The following is a 16,910-nucleotide window of genomic DNA, read 5'->3' on the forward strand; positions in this document are numbered from 1 at the left end:
GCTGGGATACTTTTGGCTTTCGTTCCATGAGCAGCTTGCCCTGTACTGAGTCGCGGGTCCCTTGAGGGACCGGTTGCCGCAACGCAGGACGCTGCTGCTGCGAGCGAAATACAGGGGTTCCTCCCCTCGCTACGCTTCTGGGTCGGAATGACGGTCATGAACAACAACGGCGTCCCTGGGGGACGCCGTTGTTGTGTTTGCGATTTGAGCCTGGATTAGACTTCGACTGCCTGGCGGCCGTAACGCTTCTCGACGTAGTCGTCGAGGATGACCTGGAACTCTTCGACGATGTGATCGCCTTTGAGGGTCATGGCTAGTTTGCCGTCGATGTAGACGGGGGCCTTGGGCTCCTCGAAGGTGCCAGGGAGGGAGATGCCGATGTTGGCGTGCTTCGACTCACCGGGGCCGTTGACGATGCAGCCCATGACGGCGAGCTTCATCTCTTCGACGCCGGGGTAGATCTTCTTCCATTCGGGCATGGATTCGACGAGGTAGTTCTGGATGCGGAGGGCGAGCTCCTGGAAGTAGGTGCTGGTGGTGCGGCCGCAGCCTGGGCAGCTGGTGACCTGCGGCATGAAGCTGCGGATCGCAAGCGACTGCAGGATCTGCTGCGCGCAGCGGACTTCCTCGGCGCGGTCGGCGCCGGGCTCGGGGGTGAGCGAGACGCGGATGGTGTCGCCGATGCCCGCGAGCAGCAGCGGCGAGAGGCCTGCCGTGGAGGTTACGATGCCTTTCATGCCCATGCCGGCTTCGGTGAGGCCGAGGTGGATGGCGTGGTCGGTGCGGCGGGCGAGCTCGGTGTTGACGTCAATGAGGTCGCGGACGTTGGAGACCTTTGCGGAGAGGACGATCTGGTCGCGGCGCAGGCCGTAGCGCTCGGCTGCCTCGGCGTTATCGAGAGCAGACACGACCATGGCTTCCATCATCACGTCGCGTGCGGGCAACGGCGTCGTGGACTTGGAGTTGGCGTCCATCATCTTGGTGAGGAGGGCCTGATCGAGCGAGCCCCAGTTGACGCCGATGCGGACGGGCTTCTGGTACTCGACGGCGCACTCGACCATGGTGCGGAAGTTGTCGTCATCCTTGCGGCCGATGCTGACGTTGCCGGGATTGATGCGGTACTTGGAGAGGGCGTGCGCCATCTCGGGGTACTTGCGGAGCAGGAGGTGGCCGTTGTAGTGGAAGTCGCCGACGATGGGCGTGTTCCAGCCCTTGGCGCGGATGCCTTCGACGATGTGCGGCACGGCCTGGGCGGCCTCGTCGTTGTTGACGGTGATGCGGACGAGCTCGGAGCCTGCGCGCGCGAGTGCGGCGATCTGCTGGACGGAGGATTCGACGTCGGCGGTGTCGGTGTTGGTCATCGACTGGACGACGACGGGAGCGGAGGAACCGAGCTTCACTCCTCCTACGTCAACGGTGGCGGATTTGCGGCGGAGAACCTGTGGCATCGCTCTCTATTTTACCGCTTCGGCCCTGTCGGCCGAAGCGTTGGGGGCCAGGGCCCAGGGTTCAGGGGCCAGAGAGCAGGTTTTGGCGCGCGCTATTGCAGGGGGAGGGATTGGAGGAGGCCGCCGTTGCGGGCTAAGGCGTTTTGTCCGCGTGGGAGCTTGAGGGGCGAGTTGGGGCCGAGGTCGCGGTCGTAGAGCTCGCCGTAGTTGCCAGTGGCTTCGATGACGTGTTGGGGCCACGCGTCGTCGAGGCCGAGGGGGCGGCCCAGTTCGCGGGTGAGGCCGAGGAGGCGGCGGAGGGTGGGGTCTTGAGATTTGGTAGCCGCGGCGAGGTTGGCGCGGGTGATGTTGTGCTCTTCGGCGGCGATGAGGAGGTTCAGGGTCCAGGTGAGGATGTTGCGGAGTTGGAGGTCTTCTGAGGTTCCTGAGCGCGAGGCCATCGCTAGCGTGTCGGGGGCGAGGGTTTCGGGCAGGAGCTCGTAGTCGGGCGCGTGGGAGCCCAGGGAGAGTCTGACGGTGGCGAGGCGGGTGAGATCTCCGGCGAGGGCGGAGCAGTTGTGCGTGGAGAAGGCGGCTTCCATCTCGCCCTGTTCGGAGAAGGGATAGGGCACGAGGGTGAGGTGGTGGGTGTCGAAGTATGTGTGGAGCTGGGTTTCGGTCTCGGTCTCGGCGAGGTAGCAGATGCGCTGGCTCGACAGCTGCGCGAGGGTGGTGATGTGTGCGGCGGTGGGCACGAGGATGCCGATGGCGTCGTAGAGGACGGGCTGGGTGAGCAGGATGCCGGGCTGCGTGGCGTGGGTGAAGTCGTCGGAGACAGAGGGGACGAGGTCGACCTCGCCGGCGCGGAGGGCGTCGAGCGCGGTGTCGTTGTCGGGATAGCCCTTGATGGCGTAGTGGGCCTGAGGGCCGAGGATGGCGGCGGCTACAGCACGGCAGAGGTCGGTGTCGAAGGCGACGCGGGGGCCGTGCTGGTCGGCGGGGTTGTACTCGGCTTCGGACTGGTTGAGGCCGCAGAGGAGGGTGCCGCGGCGGCGGATGGTGGTGAGGGGGTCGGTGGAGAGATTTCGATCGAGTTGCGAGTTGTGAGTTTCGAGTTTCGAGTTTGCGGTGGGCGCGGGCGTCTGTGCCATGAGAACCCGGGTCCCAAAGACGGGACCCGGGGCACCCAGGGTGGTGGCAAGGGCGAGCGCCAGAACTGCCGGCTTCATGGCTTCCAGTTACCGGAGTGCGGGTCGCCGGGGGTGGTGTTGGGGCGGGGGTTGAAGTCCGCGGGGACGGGGTTGGGGAGGTCGGCGTCGGTGGGCTTGATGTGGAGGGTCTTGCAGCCCTGGCCGCCATAGTGCGGGAAGGCTGTGAGCTGGGTCTCGGGGATGATGGCGTAGCTGGCGGGCAGGAGCTTGCGCTTGCCGAGGAGGCGGGCGTTGTCGAAGCCGGTGAGCAGGTCGGAGACGCCCGGGGTGAGGTCGTCGGCGGGGCCGAGGAAGTCCTGGCCGTACTTCTCGTGGCCGATCTTGCGGGCCTTCAGTTCGTCGGGCAGGTCGGCGAGGGGGATGAGGTCGAAGAGCTCGTCGACGAACTTGATGATGGAGCTGTGCTCGGAGGGCGCGTGCGAGATGGCGTGCGAGGCGCCGTAGGGCGAGATGAGCAGGAAGGGGATGCGTGGGCCCTGATCGAGCGGCAGGCCCTTGGCGTCGTGCGAGCGGATGTGCGGCTGGGTGTGGTCGTAGAGGCCGTCGGTCTCGTCGTAGGCGATGAGGATGGCGGCGTGCGGCCAGTAGGGGCTCTGGGCGATGGCGTTGATCTCGCGGGCGAGCATGGCTTCGCTGATGCCGGAGTCGGAGTAGCCTGGGTGGTCGTCGTCGCCGGCGAAGTTCTTCTGCGCGTTGGGCGAGGGATCGGCGGGAGTGAAGCCGAAGATGTTGCCGTAGCCGCCGCGGATGTAGAAGACGCCGGAGCCGGGCAGCTTGCGCTCGGCGACGTCGGAAAAGAAGGTGTTGAGCGAGTGCATGTGCACGTTCGCGAGAGGATTGTCGGCGACGTAGCCGAAGTATTGCGGAGCGTTGTGATGCGCGACGTAGCCGACGTGCAGGGCCTTGCCTGCTGGGTCGTTGGGCTCGTGCGCGTAGCCCTGCTGGTACCAGCCCCAATTGATGGGAGCGACGCCGTGGCCGGCGATCTTCTCGATGTCGTCCTGCACGTCGCCGAGGTCGATGGCGGGGTTGTAGTCGGCCTGGGTGGTCTTGACGATGTCGGAGCCCATGAAGGAGAGCGGCAGCGAAGCGTAGGTGAGGTTGTCGGCGAAGGTCTTCTCGGGATTGGGCTTGGGTTGCACGGGATTGCCGGCTTCGTCCTGCGCGAGGCCCCAGTAGGGGCGCGCGTTGCCGACGGTGGGCATGGTGGCACCGTGGGCTCCTTCGGCGAGCTCGGGATGGAGCATCCACTGGGTCTCGCCGGTCTGGCCGGAGATCATGCCGATGGCGTTGGGCCCTGAAGGGCCGACGACGGTGTCGAAGAAGTGATCGAAGAGGGTGAAGCGGTCGGCGTACTGCCAGAGGAAGGGCGCGATGTCGCAGTCGACGTGGGCCATGACGAGCTCGCCCATCTGCTTGCGGGCGAGGGAGGGCAGTTTGGACGGCTTGCCGTCTGCGAGCGTGACGCCTTCTTCGCTGAGGGCGTACTGGTCGTTGCGCGCGAGGCCGTTCGCGTCGAGGTCAAGCTTGCGCGAGATGCCGACGTGGGAGTGGTCGACGGAGTCGATGTCGGTGGGGTAGATGGGGACGGTGTTGCCGTCCTTGTCCTTGACGGTGATGGGGATGCGGAAGGGCGAGATGGTGGTGACGGTGCCGTCGAGGTTGACGATGGGCTGGGTGAAGCCTGCGACCTGGCTGGCGGGCTTGTTGTAGAGGCCGTCGGCGCCGGGGTAGTTGCCGAAGTAGAAGTCGAAGCTGCGGTTCTCCTGGAAGAGGACGAAGACGTAGCGGATGTCCTTCTTGATGAGAGCTAGCTTCTGGTCGTGGGTGAGGATGGGCTCTTTCGCGACGCGGCTGGCCCACTTGGCGCTGATGGCGTTGGAGACGGGAGCCTTCTCGACGGCGTCGGGCTGTTGGGCGAAGAGGACGCTGGGGCAGGCGGCTAGCGTCAACGCTAACGCCGAGCGCCGGACGAGGGTAGGCAACAGACTTGTCGTGGCGGGAGACATTGGTCCTGATTGTTACAGGCGGGTTACAGGTGGGGCAAGAGAGCGTTGTTGGGTGTTGGGTGTTCGATGTTTGGAGGGAAGCATCCTGTGAACCCACGTCTCAAGAGCGAGACGTGGGGCACCCAGAGTTGTGGTGGACCTATGAAGCGGGGGCTTTGTCGAAGAGCTGTTCGATCTCTTCGAGGGTGCGGCCCTTGGTTTCGGGGAGGAAGAAGGCTACGGTGAGGAGATACACGAGGCTGCAGCCGGCGAAGAGGAAGAAGATGAAGCTGTAGCCGTGCTTGGAGACGACGGGGAGAAAGACTCCGGCGAGGGCGGTGGAGACGATCTGGTTGATGACGAGCGCGATGCTCATGCCGTTGGAGCGGATGCGGGTGGGCATGAGCTCGGAGAGTGCGAGCCAGACGCAGACACCGGGGCCGATGGCGTAGAAGCTCATGAATAGATAGAGGCCGATGGCGAGGAGCCAGCCGTGCTGCGAGGTGGGCACGGCGGAGATCTTCGCGCCGACGATGTGCAGCGGGGCGGTCTTTGCGGTGTCGAGATTTGCGAAGGGGTTCTGGAAGAAGGACTCGACGCGGGAGCCGGGCAGAGCGTCAGCGCGGGTGACGGTGATGGGGGCGGAACCTGCATCATCGGAGCGATGGATGCTGGTGGCGCCGGTGTAGTCGCCGTAGCTGTAGATGACGGCGAGCGAGGCGCGGGTATTGTCGACGGTGGAGGCGCCGGAGCCGAGCAGGTGCGCGGCGGAGGTGGGATCGAAGGGCAGCTTGAGGGTCTGGTCGGGGGAGACCATGGCCTGCACCTGCGCCGTGACGTCGACGCTGTTGCTCTCGCTGGTGCGGAAGAGGAAGCCAACGAGGACGAGCGAAGCGAAGAGGCCGGAGCAGCCGAGGGTGAAGAGGAATTTGCGGCCTTTGCGATCGATGAGCTCGACGCCGACCATGGTCATGCAGAAGTTGACGGCGGTGAAGACGACGTAGCCCCAGTGGGCGGCGAGGTCGGAGAGGCCGCTCTGCAGGAGGATGTTGGTGTTGTAGCCGATGATGGAGTTGATGCCGGTGGCCTGGTTGCAGGCGAGGATGACGCACGCGAGGACGAAGGGGATGATGTACTTGCGGCGGAGGATGGAACCGGAAGGCTGCGCGGTGGTGGAGCTGGATGCGGATGCGTCTCTGGCGGCCATCTCGGCGAGCTCGAGGGCGGCCTGCTCGGGCATGCGGGAGCGGAGCAGGGCAGTCTCAGCCTGAGAGGTTTTGCCCTTGCGGAAGAGCCAGCGGGGCGACTCGCCGACGAAGAGAGCCCCCATGACAAAGAGGGCGCCCGGAGGCAGCGAGACCCAGAAGATGCTGCGCCAGGCGTGGTCCTTGAACTGGAAGAGCGCGTGGGCGTTTGCGGTGGCCGTGACGTGCGTGACGCGATAGCTGAAGTAGAGGCCGATGACAGCGGCGGAGAAGATGCCGAAGGTGAGCAGCCACTGGAAGATGGCAGTGCCGCGCCCGCGGGTGGAGGCGGGCAGGCACTCGGCAAGATAGAGCGGGACGACGACGCCGATGAAGCCACCGCTGATGCCCTGCAGCAGTCGGCCGTAGAAGAGCGCGGAGTAGCTCTGCGAGAGCGCGATGATGGGAATGGAGATGGAGAAGGCGATGCCGCTGACGATCATGAGCGGCTTGCGGCCGATGAGATCGGCGAGCACGCCGGCGAAGAGCGTGGAGATGACGCTGCCGAGCAGCACGGCGGCGACGATGGTGGAGAGCTGGCCCGCGCTGAGCTGGCGCGTGGCCTGAAGGTAGGGCAGCGCGCCACCGATGATGCCTACGTCGACGCCGTAGAGCAGGCCACCGAGGCCAGCGACGAGAAGAACAAAGCGGGTGTAGGCAGTACGGCGCGGGTCGAGCGGTGCGATCTCGCGCGGCGCGTCATCGGCGATGGGGAATGCGGGCATCCGGTTGGTTTCCTTGTCCCCCACGATACTGCATGAGGAGCAGGGAATAGGGATCAGGGAACAGGGATTAGGACAGCAACGACGGTTCGAGTGTGAAATAGGGGCATGGGGATGACGGGAGAAGATCGCACGTGGCTGGTGGAGCGGGCGCTGGCCGCGGGCTTCGATCTTGCGGGGATTGCTGCGGTGCCAGCGGTGGAGAGCGATGCCGCGGTGCGGCTGGATGCACGCTATGCCGCGTGGATCGCTGAAGGCCGCGCGGGTGGCATGGAGTGGCTGAAGCGTACGGATGAGGCAGGGCAGCTGGTGCGTGGTGATGTGCGGCGGGCGTTCCCGTGGGCTCGCAGCGTACTGGTGTGCGCGCTGGAGTATGGGTTGCAGGGAGCGCCACGGTCGATTGACGCTGCGGAGGCTGGCGCGGGGTGGATTGCTCGGTATGCGTGGAGTGGAGGGGCAGCGGAACAGCAGAACGGAAAGGCAGCAGAACAGCAGAACGGAAAGGCAGCAGAACAGCAGAACAGCGGAACAGCGGAACACGGTAGTGCGGTGCCTGGAGGAAGTGATTATCACGAGGTGTTACTGCCTCGGCTGAAGGCGGTTGAGGCGGAATTGAAGGCGCGCTTTGGTGAGGCTCTGGAGACGCGGTGCTACGTGGACACTGGGCCTATCGTGGAGCGGGCGATTGCGGAGTGGGCGGGGATTGGATGGGTCGGCAAGAATGCCTGCCTGCTGAACCAGGAGCGTGGGTCGTGGATGCTGCTGGGCGTGATTGTGACGGAGCTGGAGCTTGAGTCGGCGCAATGGACGCTGCCTGCCGCGGATCGTTGTGGAAGCTGCACGCGGTGTATCGATGCTTGTCCTACGGATGCGCTGGTGGCGCCTCGGCAGATGGATGCTTCGCGCTGCATTGCGTACCTGACGATCGAACATAAGGGCGCGATTGACGAAGCGTTGCGCGAGCCGATGGGGCGGCAGGTGTTTGGCTGCGATATCTGCCAGGACGTGTGCCCGTGGAATGCGAAGAGCGCGCGGGGGCCGGTGGTTGCGGACTGGAAGAGGATGCCTTCGCGGGAGGCGCTGATCAATCCGGACCTTGCATGGTTGGCTTCGATGGAGAGCCGCGACTTCAAGCAGTGGTTTCGGGGATCACCCTTGGAGCGTACGGGCAAGAAGCGGCTGCATCGCAACGTGGCGATTGCGATGGGGAACAGTGGGGAGGCTAGGTTTGTGCCCCAGCTTGAAACGTGGGCAGCAGGAGCGGATGAGGTACTTGCCGATGCTGCTCGGTGGGCGATGGCGAGGATCGAAGCGCTTGGTCAGAGCGGAGAGAGGCGTGATTGAGTTGCGGGTATCGGGTTTTGAGCTTCGAGTTGGGGCGGGGATTTGCCGGGAGCGGAAACGTAGACTAGACGTATGAGTGTTGAGGCGCCAGAGAAGGATCTGGAGATCAAGAAGGCTGGAGGCGAAGAGCTTTCGCCTGCGCTGGTGGCGGCTCCGGCGCAGCGTGTGGCGGAGAGCGGCACGTGGGAGCAGGTGCGTGCGCTGGCGCGTTACATGACGCACACCGAGGTGCACACGTATGCGTTCAGCGTGGCGGCGCAGGTGATCCTGTCACTGTTTCCGTTCATCGTGCTGCTGCTGACGATCTCGCAAAAGGTGTTTCACTCGCCCGCGATGACGAACATGGTGGGGCAGATGATGACGTACTTTCTGCCCAGCAACCAGGACTTTGTGATGCGCAATATGCGGGTGCTCGCGAATTCGCATGCGGGCACGCGGGTGTTCTCGCTGGTGATGCTGTTCATCACGGTGACGGGCGTGTTTCTGCCGCTGGAGGTGGCGCTGAACAGTGTGTGGGGCGTGAAGAAGAATCGCAGCTACCTGCACAACCAGGTGGTGTCGATCGGGCTGGCGGCGGGGGTTGCGATCCTCGCGATGGGGTCGATTGCGTTGAGTGCCGGACAGCGTGAGGTGATGGCGAAGGTGTTCTTCGGGCACACCGATAACTTCCTGTACAACCTGGTCACGCAGGGGTTTTTGCGGGTCGCGGCTCTGGCCGCGAGTATCGGGCTGTTCTTCCTGATCTACTGGGCGCTGCCGAATCGCAAGGTGCCGGCGCGAGCGGTGCTGCCGACGGCGATCGTCGTTGGTGTGATGTGGGAGGCGGCAAAGTACATCTACATCTTCGCGCTGCCTTACCTGGATTTTCGCGCGGTGTATGGGCCGTTCGAGGTGTCGGTGGGGCTGATGATGTGGGCGTTCATTTCGGGGCTGCTGTTGCTGGGCGGAGCGTACGTCTCCGCGACGCGGCAGGCGCTGCGCGAGGCGCGTGCGGACGATGCGGAGCGCGAGGCGAGCTGATGTATGCGGCCTCTTCAACGTGAGGCTGTAGAGGTGCGAGGGTTTCAGGGATTCAGGAGTGAGGTAGAGCGGCGCTGTTGAGCGTCGAGCTACGAGGTGCTGAGCGTCGAGGCGGCTGAAGGAGGCTACTCGGTCTTCGGTGCGCCGTTGCGCTTCACGTGGAAGGACTTGATCGCGATGTCGTGCGGCTGGGCGCCGGCGGGGAGCATCGTGACGAGCTCGGGGGTGGTGGTCTTCTGGGTGCGGATGACAGCGACGTCGGCTGAGCCTGTATCGACGACCAGGAGCGCATGCTGGTCGGTGGAGAAGGCGATGGCGTCGGGATGTGCCCCGGTGCGGACGCTGGTCTCGACGCGGCTGTCGTCGATGGAATAGGCCGCGATGGAGTCGGTGCCGAAGGTGCTGACCCAGAGTGTGCCGGGAGCGGCGAGGCCGGTGTCTTCGCTGATGACGCCGCGGACGGGCTTTGGCCCGACCAGAGTGGTGGCGATGACCTCGTTGGTCCAGGTGGAGATCTCGGAGATGGAGTCGGAGTCGAAGTTCATGGAGAAGACTTCGTTGCCGCTGGGCTCCATGGCGAGTTGGACGGGGGTTTTGCCGACGTCGAGGAGGCTGAGGAGATGGTCCTGCTGCAGGGTAGCGTCCTGCTGGCCGCGGTAGGATTCGGGAGCGGCGGCGAGCCAGACGACCATGACCTGGTGGCCGCCGGAGCAGGCGATGAAGGCCTTCGAAGAGTCGGGCAGGATGGCGATGTCGGTGGCGCCTGGGCAGCCGGAGAAGGTGGAGCGGAAGCGCAGTGGAGCTTGTGTGTCGCTGCCGATGTTATAGATCGAGACGCTGCCGGCGGTGCGGTTGCTGACGACGAGGGCGCGGTTGTCGGGCGAGACGCGGGCTACGCCGGGGCCTTCGCCGGAGGCAACGGTGGCGATCTCGCGACGCTTATCGAGGTCCAGCACGCTGACGGTGTTGGAGCCGGAGTTGGGCACGTAGGCGCGCAGGCCGTCGGGTGAAACGGCGAGGAAGTACGGCGTGTGATGGACGCCGATGGTCGCCGCGACGGTGTTGGTCCCTGCATCGATGACGGAGACGGAGTCGCTGCCGGTGTTGACGGCATAGATCTCATTGCGGGTGGGGCTGGCGACGATGCCGGAGGGGTTCCTGCCGACGTTGACGCTGCGATCTTTGCGCAGGTAGACAAGGTCGAGTACCGTGACTGCGTTGGCCTGGCCATCGGTGATGTAGGCGAACTCGCGGTAGTTGGATGGATAGGCAGGGAAGCGGTCGCGGCGGCAGGCGGCCAGCGACAGGGCAGCCGCGCCAAGCAGGAGTGCCGAAGCAGCGCGCCGATGATGAGGTTGCAGAGAGAATCCCACGGTCGTCTTCGAGTGTAGGGGGATGACACGGGACCCGCAACGTGAAAGCGCGAGAGGTGGCGATTCCACCGGCATCGTGCGAACCCATGTCTCAGAATCGAGACATGGGGCACCTGGTGGAGCGAGAAGGTTGATCGAGTCTGGAGCTTTGAGCTTGGGGTTTGGAGCTCAGATTCCAGTTTCCCAGATGCCAGATTCCAGTTAGTCGCGTGGGGTCTTCTTCCACTGAACGGCGAGCCAGCCGGCGTAGCCGAACTGGATGATCCAGACCACGAGGTAGGCGTAGACGAGGTGACGCTCGGAGAGTGTGGAAAAGGGAATCATCATGCCTCCAGTACGGGTTCACCGCGCAGCATGGCTTCGGTGGCGAGGGTGTCCTGATGCTGGCGGCGGCGTTCGAGGGCGTAGCGCCAGCCGAGGATGAAGATGCCCCACATGAGGAAGGCGGCCACGTTCCAGAGGACGGCAGGAACCATGCTCTTGTCGATGCCGGAGTCTGAGCTGCCGCCGAAGACGGGAGCGGGATGCTGGGTGCGCCACCAGTGGATGCTCATGTAGCAGATGGGCACGTCGATGGCAGCGAAGACGCCGAGTACGGAGGCGACCATGGCGGTCTGGCCCCCGGAGGCGAAGCTGCGCAGGAGCATGTAGCTGACGTAGAGCAGCCAGAGGAGGAGGTAGGTGGTGAGGCGCGCGTCCCAGGCCCACCAGATGCCCCATGCGGCGCGTCCCCAGAGCATTCCGGTCGCGAGGCCCACGGTGGAGTAGACCACGGTGATCTCAGCGGCGGCGACGGCCATGGCGTCGGCCTTGGCTGCAAGCTCAGGCTTGGACTGACGCCAGAAGAGGAACAGCAGCGAAGCGCCGCAGTTGATGTACGGGAAGATGAAGCTGAGGATGGTGTGCGGGAAGTGATAGAAGAAGACGCGATAGAGGTTGCCCATGGTGGCTTCCTTGGGCGCAATCATCGCCTGATAGAAGCCGTAGGCCATCACGAGCATCGTGAGAGCGAACCAGATACCCGCGAGGGGCGTGCTTTTTCTGCTGTCTTTCACGTCTTCGATTCTATCGTGTGGCCCCGACGGGGGCTGGTGACGAACCGCACAGGTGTTGGGGGCGTTATTCGCCCTGGAGGACGGTGTCGAAGAAGAGCAGGCAGGCTGTGGTGAAGATGACGTTGTAGCCGATGAGGACCTTGATCCAAAGGTTGGGGGATGCCTCGCCGGTAAGGATCGAGGTTGTGGCCTGGATCATCGCAAGCAGCGCGGGCAGGGAGATGGGGAAGAGGATGAGCGGCAGCAGCAGCTCGCGGTTGCGGGTGCGAAGGCTAAGCGCTGCGAAGAAGGTGCCGTTGCCGACCAGTGCCCAGGTGCCGAGCGGAAGGACGATCAGCAGGAGCCAGGTCTGGCCGAGCGGATGCAGGTTGTAGAAGACGGCGAAGACCGGGGCGAGGACCATCTCTACCGCGGTGACGAAGAAGAAGTTGGCGAAGGCTTTGCCGAGGAAGAGCGCAGAGCCCGGTGCGGGGGCGAGGCGATGTGCGTCGAGGACTGCGTTCTTCAGCTCACGAGCCCAGGACTGGTTGAGGGCGTTCATCGAAGCGAAGAGCAGGGCCACCCAGAGCAGGCCGCCGGAGATCTGGCGCGTGATGGTGGGGTAGCTGGCGGGGTCGAAGGCCATGGCGAAGACCACCACCACGAGCAGGGTGAAGAAGAGCATCCCGTTGATGGCGTCGCGGGCGCGCCATTCGAGGCGGAGTTCCTTGGCAAAGTGGGCCAGGACATAGTCGGCGTAGTTCATGCGGAGGCACCTGCCTTGCTGAGGTCGACGAGCGTGGCCTCGGTGGCCTTCAGGTAGTCGGCGGGCGAGAGGAGGATCTGCACGCCGCGCATGCCGGCGGAGATGCTGATGATGTCGAAGAGCTCGATGGTCTCGTCGGCGAAGGCGGGAAAGGGTTTCTTTGCGGCGAGGACGGTGACGCCGCCGCGGATGTAGCCGGTGAGGGGCTCGACGTCCTTGAGGGAGGCAAGCTCGACCTTGCGGACGCCGGCGGCGGAGGCGAGCTTCTTGAGGTCGAGCTCCTGGTTGCCGGGGACTACGGCGAAGAAGTGCTCGCGCGGGGCCGCTTCGGTCACGAGGGTCTTGAAGACCTGCTCAGGAGGGAGGCCGACCTTCTTCGCGACGGAGATCGCGGTGAGGTCGTTGGGGTCGACGTCGTAGGTGCGGAGCTCGTAGGAGATGCCCAGGCCGTCGAGGAGGCGAGCGGCGTTGGTTTTGGGGGCCGCGGTGTGCTTGCTCATGCGTGGGCTCCTTCCTGACGATGCTGGATCGTTGCGACCTTGCCCTGGCGCAATGTGACGGTGGTGCGGGCGAGCGGGCTGGCGAGCTCGGCCTGGTGGGTGATGAGCATGAGGGTGCGGGGCGTGCCGTCGGCGGAGGGTACGTCGACCCAGGCAAGGAGGCGGTCGATCATGGCGTGCGCGGACTGGACGTCGAGGTTGGAGAAGGGCTCATCGAGGAGCAGGAGGTCGGGCTCGGTGAGGAGGACGCGGGCGAGGGAGGCTCGCTGGCGCATGCCTTGCGAATACTCGCCGACGCGGCGGGTGTTGGCGGGGTCGAGCGCGACGGCACGGAGGGCGGCGGCGGCGCGGGCCTGGAGCTCGGACCTGGGCGCGGGCTGGCCTTCGAGGGTATAGAGGCGGGCGAAGTACTCGAGGTTCTCCATGCCGGTGAGCTCGTCGTAGAGCATGGAGGCGTGGCCCATGGTGGCGATGCGGCCGCGCTGGTCGGCGGGCGTGAGGCCGAAGACGCGGAGCTTGCCGAAGCTGGGCGTCCAGAGGCCGGAGACCATCTTCATGAGGGTGGACTTGCCGGCACCGTTCTCGCCGAGCAGGACGACGCTGGAGCCGGCGGGAATGGCGAGCGAGACCTCTCGCAGGGCCGCGAAGTTGCCGAAGATCTTCGAGACGCGGTCGAGTTCGACGGCTGGAAGTGGGTGAGAGCTGCCCGGTTGTACGAGTTCTGGCACGTCTCGGAGTATAGAAGGTGCGGTCGGCGAGGGCTGGTGATGTGTCGCACAGGAGTGGTTCGGAAGGGTGAAAAGGAATGATCGAGTTGTGAAGTACGAGTTGTGAGCTGCGGGTTTGGGCTACAGGGAGCCCTGCCCTTCATGGACATGGGGCACCCGGATGCTTCTATCCCGCGTTTGCTCTCATGGAACGGTCGTGTTACAAGAGATACATTCCTCCTGCGCAAGCAGGACGAATTTCATGAAGAGTGGTTGAGGGACGAGCCCTTTGACGCCACGACAACCGGACAGCTTGTTGGTACCGGTGTCAACTCTCTCCCGAGCGATCGGGGAACATGAGATTCGGTGGCAGGGACTTGTCTCTCGTTAAGAGATAGTCCTCACTGATTTGCCACGAACCTCCTGTATTCCCCCTTCACAACCTAGAGAGACGTCATCGGCAGATCCGCTCCACCGCTTTTGGGAGCGGACGAATGAGTGCTTCGCGTACGGTGTATGAGCTTCGCTGCGGCGAGTGCGGCAAGAGCTATGGGAATCAGCCCCTTTCAGCCTGCCAGGATTGTCTTGCGCCGCTGGAGGTCCAGTACGATCTCGAATCGGTGCGCGGCCGTTTTACGCGCGAGAGCGTAGCCAAGGGGCCGGCGAGCATCTGGCGCTACAAGCAGCTGCTTCCCATCCCCGAAGGCTTTGAGCCGGACCTTCCGGTGGGCTTTACGCCACTGTTGAAGGCGAAGAAGCTGGGCAAGCGCATTGGGGCCAACCATCTCTTCGTGAAGAACGATGCGGTTTGCTTTCCGACGCTGAGCTTCAAGGACCGCGTGGTGGCGGTGGCGCTGGCGAATGCGCAGGCGTTTGGCTTCACGACGGTGGGTTGCTCGTCGACGGGCAATCTCGCGAACTCGGTGGCGGCGCAGTCGGCGCGGCTGGGGTTGAATGCTTGCATCCTGGTGCCAGCGGATCTCGAGCCGGCGAAGATTCTGAACACGCTGGTCTATGGCGCGCGGCTGGTGCGGATCGATGGCAACTACGACCATGTGAACCGGCTGTGTACGCTGATTGCGGACGAGTACAACTGGGGCTTCGTGAATGTGAACCTGCGGCCGTACTACGCCGAGGGCTCGAAGACGATGGGGTATGAGATCGCCGAGCAGCTGGGTTGGAAGCTGCCGGACAATGTGGTCGTGCCGATGGCGGGCGGATCGCTGGTGCGGAAGATTCGCAAGGCGTTCAGGGAGCTGGTGACGCTGGGTCTCGTTGAGGACAAACCGGTGCGGTTTTTCGGAGCGCAGGCGACCGGATGCTCGCCGATCTCGCATGCGGTGAAGCAGGGATGGGAACACATTGAGCCGCAGCGCCCGAACACGATCGCGCGGTCGCTGGCGATTGGCAATCCGGCCGATGGTCCGCTTGCAGCGAAGATGATTGCGGAGACCGGTGGCTGGGCCGAGGACGTGAGTGACGTCGAGGTGGTGAGCGGCATCCAGGAACTTGCCGAAACGGAAGGAATCTTCACCGAGACGGCTGGCGGTGTGACGACGGCTGTGACAGCCAAGCTATATGCGCAGGGTCGCATTGGTGCGGACGAGACGACGGTGATCTGCATTACGGGCAACGGGCTGAAGACGACCGATGCGCTGGCGGATCGTTACGATGCAGGCATCGCCGTGAAGCCGCGGCTGGCCGAGTTTGATACGTACATCCGCGGGGTTGACCCGGCACTCATTGGGACGGCGCGTGAAGAAGAGCTTGAAGTAGCAGGAGGTGTGCAGTGAGTGTGAAGGTCGTGTTGCCGACGGCGTTGGCCCGTCATACGGAAGGTGTGAAGACGATTACGACGGAGGCGAAGAACCTGCCGGATCTGCTGGCGGAGTTCGATGCGAAGTTTCCTGCGCTCTCGCAGAACGTGAAGGATGAGCATGGCAAGTTGCGGCGGTTCATCAACGTGTATGTGAACGATGAGGACATCCGGTTTCTCGGCGGCGATGCGCTGGCGTTTGAGGATGGCGATGAGGTCATGCTGATTCCGAGCATTGCGGGCGGGGTTTTGTAGGACGGCGAATAGAGCTTCGCGCGAGCGAAAGGCCGGTGAGAACTCTCACCGGCCTTTTGCTTTGTATGGAGGTACGGTCGCGCTACCCGCGCGATGCCCACATCTCAAAATCGAGATATGGGGCACCCGCATTGTGTGGCTAATTTCGCGCTAGCCGCGGTAGCTTTCGAGGCGCTGGCAGGCTTCGGTGAGCTCTTCGTCCTTCTTCGCGTAGCAGATGCGGAGGAGGTTATCGCCTGCATTGCGCCCTTGCTCGTCTGTCGAGAAGAAGGCTGAGCCTGCTACGGTGGCGATGCCGATCTGTGCGAGCAGGGTGCGGGCTTTTTGCTTTGCGTTTGCGCCGGGGACGCTGGTGGCGTCGGCGAGGATGTAGTACGCGCCGTCGGGCACGGAGGGTGTGAGGCCGGCCTTGGTGAGGGCGGCGCAGACTTTGTCGCGCTTGGCCTGATACTCGGCTGCGAGATCGGTGTAGAAGCTCGGCGGGAGCTGCAGCAGACCGGCGGCGGCTCCGTGTTGCAAGGGCGCGGGCGCGCAGATGTAGGTGAGGTCGTGGAAGTTGCCGATGGCAGGGATCCAGCGCGGATCGGCGGCGAGATAGCCGAGACGCCAACCGGTGACGGAGAAGGTCTTGGAGAAGCCGGAGATGGTGATGGTGCGTTCCATCATGCCTGGCAGCGCGGCGATCGACAGGTGTTGGGCGCCGTCGTAGAGGAAGTACTCGTACATCTCGTCGGTGATGACGAAGAGGTCGTGCTCGATGGCGAAGGCGGCGATCTGTTCGAGTTCAGCGAGCGAGAAGACCTTGCCGCTGGGGTTGGCGGGTGTATTGAGTACAAGCGCGCGGGTGCGAGGGGTGAGCGCGGCGCGCAGGCGGTCCATGTCGAGGGAGTACTCGGGCGCGTGCAACGGCACGGTGTTGGCCTTGAGGCCCTGGGCGCGGATGGTGAGCAGGTGATAGCCGTAGAAGGGCTCGAAGATCAGCAGTTCATCGCCGGGATTGAGCAGGGCCTGGAGGGTGCAGTAGAAGGCGCCTGTGGCTCCGCTGGTGACGAGCACCTGCGAGTGGGGATCCACGTGGAGCTTGTTGAAGCTGGCGAGCTTCTGCGCGATGCCTTCACGCAATGCGGTAATGCCGTCGAGGCGGGTGTAGATGTTCTGGCCGGTGAGGATGGCATCCATCGCGGCCTGCACGACGGGCGTGGGTGGGTCGGTGTCGCAGACGCCCTGGGCGAGGTTGATGCCGCCGACGGTGGTGCAAGCGACGTTCATCGCGCGGATCTCGGACTGCGAGAAGGTGGGCGCCAGGTTGCTGAGATGCAGGCTTGCCGGAGTTGCCGTGGTGGTCGACATAGATGAAGGGACGCGCGTGGAGCGCCTCCCTTCATCGTAGAGCAGATTGGCTGGACTGAAAACTGGTGCCCTTATCCCTCAGGGGCTAAAGCCCTGTATTTCCAGGCCATTTTCGACGGGGCTGAAGCCCCGCCCCAACAAAGCAAAGAAGCT

15 protein-coding genes and 1 riboswitch are annotated in these 16,910 nt (G+C 64.2%); of the genes, 4 read left to right on the forward strand and 11 right to left on the reverse strand.

What is annotated here, in order from left to right; translation table 11 throughout:
* Window positions 1-215: 215 nt before the first annotated feature.
* From ispG to C4S68_RS01155, 4 genes are all read right to left on the reverse strand, one after another.
* Entirely contained in the window at window positions 216-1,448 is a 1,233-nt protein-coding gene (gene ispG / locus C4S68_RS01140; RefSeq protein WP_103931199.1) for a flavodoxin-dependent (E)-4-hydroxy-3-methylbut-2-enyl-diphosphate synthase, read from the reverse strand.
* 92 nt (window positions 1,449-1,540) lie between these two features.
* Window positions 1,541-2,656 carry a type 2 periplasmic-binding domain-containing protein gene (locus C4S68_RS01145; RefSeq protein WP_103931200.1) on the reverse strand — a complete coding sequence of 372 codons (1,116 nt, stop codon included), beginning with the start codon at window positions 2,654-2,656 and terminating at the stop codon, window positions 1,541-1,543.
* Window positions 2,653-4,647: an alkaline phosphatase family protein gene (locus tag C4S68_RS01150; RefSeq protein WP_103931201.1), complete on the reverse strand. Its 1,995-nt coding sequence runs from the start codon at window positions 4,645-4,647 to the stop codon at window positions 2,653-2,655. The genes C4S68_RS01145 and C4S68_RS01150 overlap by 4 nt, the downstream gene beginning before the upstream one ends.
* Window positions 4,648-4,786: 139 nt before the next feature.
* Entirely contained in the window at window positions 4,787-6,595 is a 1,809-nt protein-coding gene (locus C4S68_RS01155) for an MFS transporter (protein WP_103931202.1), read from the reverse strand.
* A 111-nt stretch (window positions 6,596-6,706) separates the two neighbouring features.
* Here C4S68_RS01155 and queG point away from each other — a divergent pair, with 111 nt between their 5' ends.
* Both queG and C4S68_RS01165 read left to right on the forward strand, forming a co-directional pair.
* Complete coding sequence (gene queG, locus C4S68_RS01160; protein ID WP_103932097.1) at window positions 6,707-7,936, forward strand: tRNA epoxyqueuosine(34) reductase QueG; 1,230 nt, start codon at window positions 6,707-6,709, stop codon at window positions 7,934-7,936.
* A gap of 72 nt (window positions 7,937-8,008) precedes the next feature.
* Complete coding sequence (locus C4S68_RS01165) at window positions 8,009-8,956, forward strand: YihY/virulence factor BrkB family protein (protein ID WP_103931203.1); 948 nt, start codon at window positions 8,009-8,011, stop codon at window positions 8,954-8,956.
* Between the two features lie 125 nt (window positions 8,957-9,081).
* Here the strand turns inward: C4S68_RS01165 and C4S68_RS01170 are convergent, their stop codons facing one another.
* The 6 genes from C4S68_RS01170 to C4S68_RS01190 form a co-directional block, all read right to left on the reverse strand.
* A complete protein-coding gene (locus C4S68_RS01170) occupies window positions 9,082-10,329 on the reverse strand; it encodes a YncE family protein (RefSeq protein WP_235011270.1) in 1,248 nt (415 codons plus the stop codon).
* A 201-nt stretch (window positions 10,330-10,530) separates the two neighbouring features.
* Window positions 10,531-10,656: a hypothetical protein gene (locus C4S68_RS23750; RefSeq protein ID WP_268807252.1), complete on the reverse strand. Its 126-nt coding sequence runs from the start codon at window positions 10,654-10,656 to the stop codon at window positions 10,531-10,533.
* Window positions 10,653-11,384 carry a cytochrome c biogenesis protein CcsA gene (ccsA, locus tag C4S68_RS01175; protein WP_235011271.1) on the reverse strand — a complete coding sequence of 244 codons (732 nt, stop codon included), beginning with the start codon at window positions 11,382-11,384 and terminating at the stop codon, window positions 10,653-10,655. Before ccsA ends, C4S68_RS23750 begins: the two co-directional genes overlap by 4 nt.
* Before the next feature lie 64 nt (window positions 11,385-11,448).
* The gene (locus tag C4S68_RS01180; protein WP_103931205.1) at window positions 11,449-12,129 is read right to left on the reverse strand and encodes a heme exporter protein CcmB; all 681 of its coding nucleotides are present in this window, start codon (window positions 12,127-12,129) and stop codon (window positions 11,449-11,451) included.
* The gene (gene ybaK, locus C4S68_RS01185) at window positions 12,126-12,629 is read right to left on the reverse strand and encodes a Cys-tRNA(Pro) deacylase (RefSeq protein ID WP_103931206.1); all 504 of its coding nucleotides are present in this window, start codon (window positions 12,627-12,629) and stop codon (window positions 12,126-12,128) included. The genes C4S68_RS01180 and ybaK overlap by 4 nt, the downstream gene beginning before the upstream one ends.
* Window positions 12,626-13,357 (reverse strand): ATP-binding cassette domain-containing protein, encoded by a 732-nt coding sequence (locus C4S68_RS01190; RefSeq protein WP_103931207.1) that lies wholly within the window; start codon window positions 13,355-13,357, stop codon window positions 12,626-12,628. Before C4S68_RS01190 ends, ybaK begins: the two co-directional genes overlap by 4 nt.
* A 236-nt stretch (window positions 13,358-13,593) precedes the next feature.
* Window positions 13,594-13,699: riboswitch (SAM riboswitch) on the forward strand.
* A gap of 131 nt (window positions 13,700-13,830) precedes the next feature.
* Between C4S68_RS01190 and thrC the strand changes: the two genes are divergently transcribed.
* Together thrC and C4S68_RS01200 are read left to right on the forward strand one after the other, a co-directional pair.
* Window positions 13,831-15,129 (forward strand): threonine synthase, encoded by a 1,299-nt coding sequence (thrC, locus tag C4S68_RS01195; RefSeq protein ID WP_103931208.1) that lies wholly within the window; start codon window positions 13,831-13,833, stop codon window positions 15,127-15,129.
* On the forward strand, window positions 15,126-15,407 hold the full coding sequence (locus C4S68_RS01200; RefSeq protein ID WP_103931209.1) for a MoaD/ThiS family protein: 282 nt from the start codon (window positions 15,126-15,128) through the stop codon (window positions 15,405-15,407). The genes thrC and C4S68_RS01200 overlap by 4 nt, the downstream gene beginning before the upstream one ends.
* 150 nt (window positions 15,408-15,557) lie before the next feature.
* Here the strand turns inward: C4S68_RS01200 and C4S68_RS01205 are convergent, their stop codons facing one another.
* Window positions 15,558-16,757, reverse strand: coding sequence for a pyridoxal phosphate-dependent aminotransferase (locus tag C4S68_RS01205; RefSeq protein WP_103931210.1), 1,200 nt, complete (start codon window positions 16,755-16,757; stop codon window positions 15,558-15,560).
* Between the last annotated feature and the right edge of the window lie 153 nt (window positions 16,758-16,910).

It is taken from the genome of Bryocella elongata, assembly GCF_900108185.1.
In the GTDB taxonomy this organism is placed as follows: domain Bacteria; phylum Acidobacteriota; class Terriglobia; order Terriglobales; family Acidobacteriaceae; genus Granulicella; species Granulicella elongata.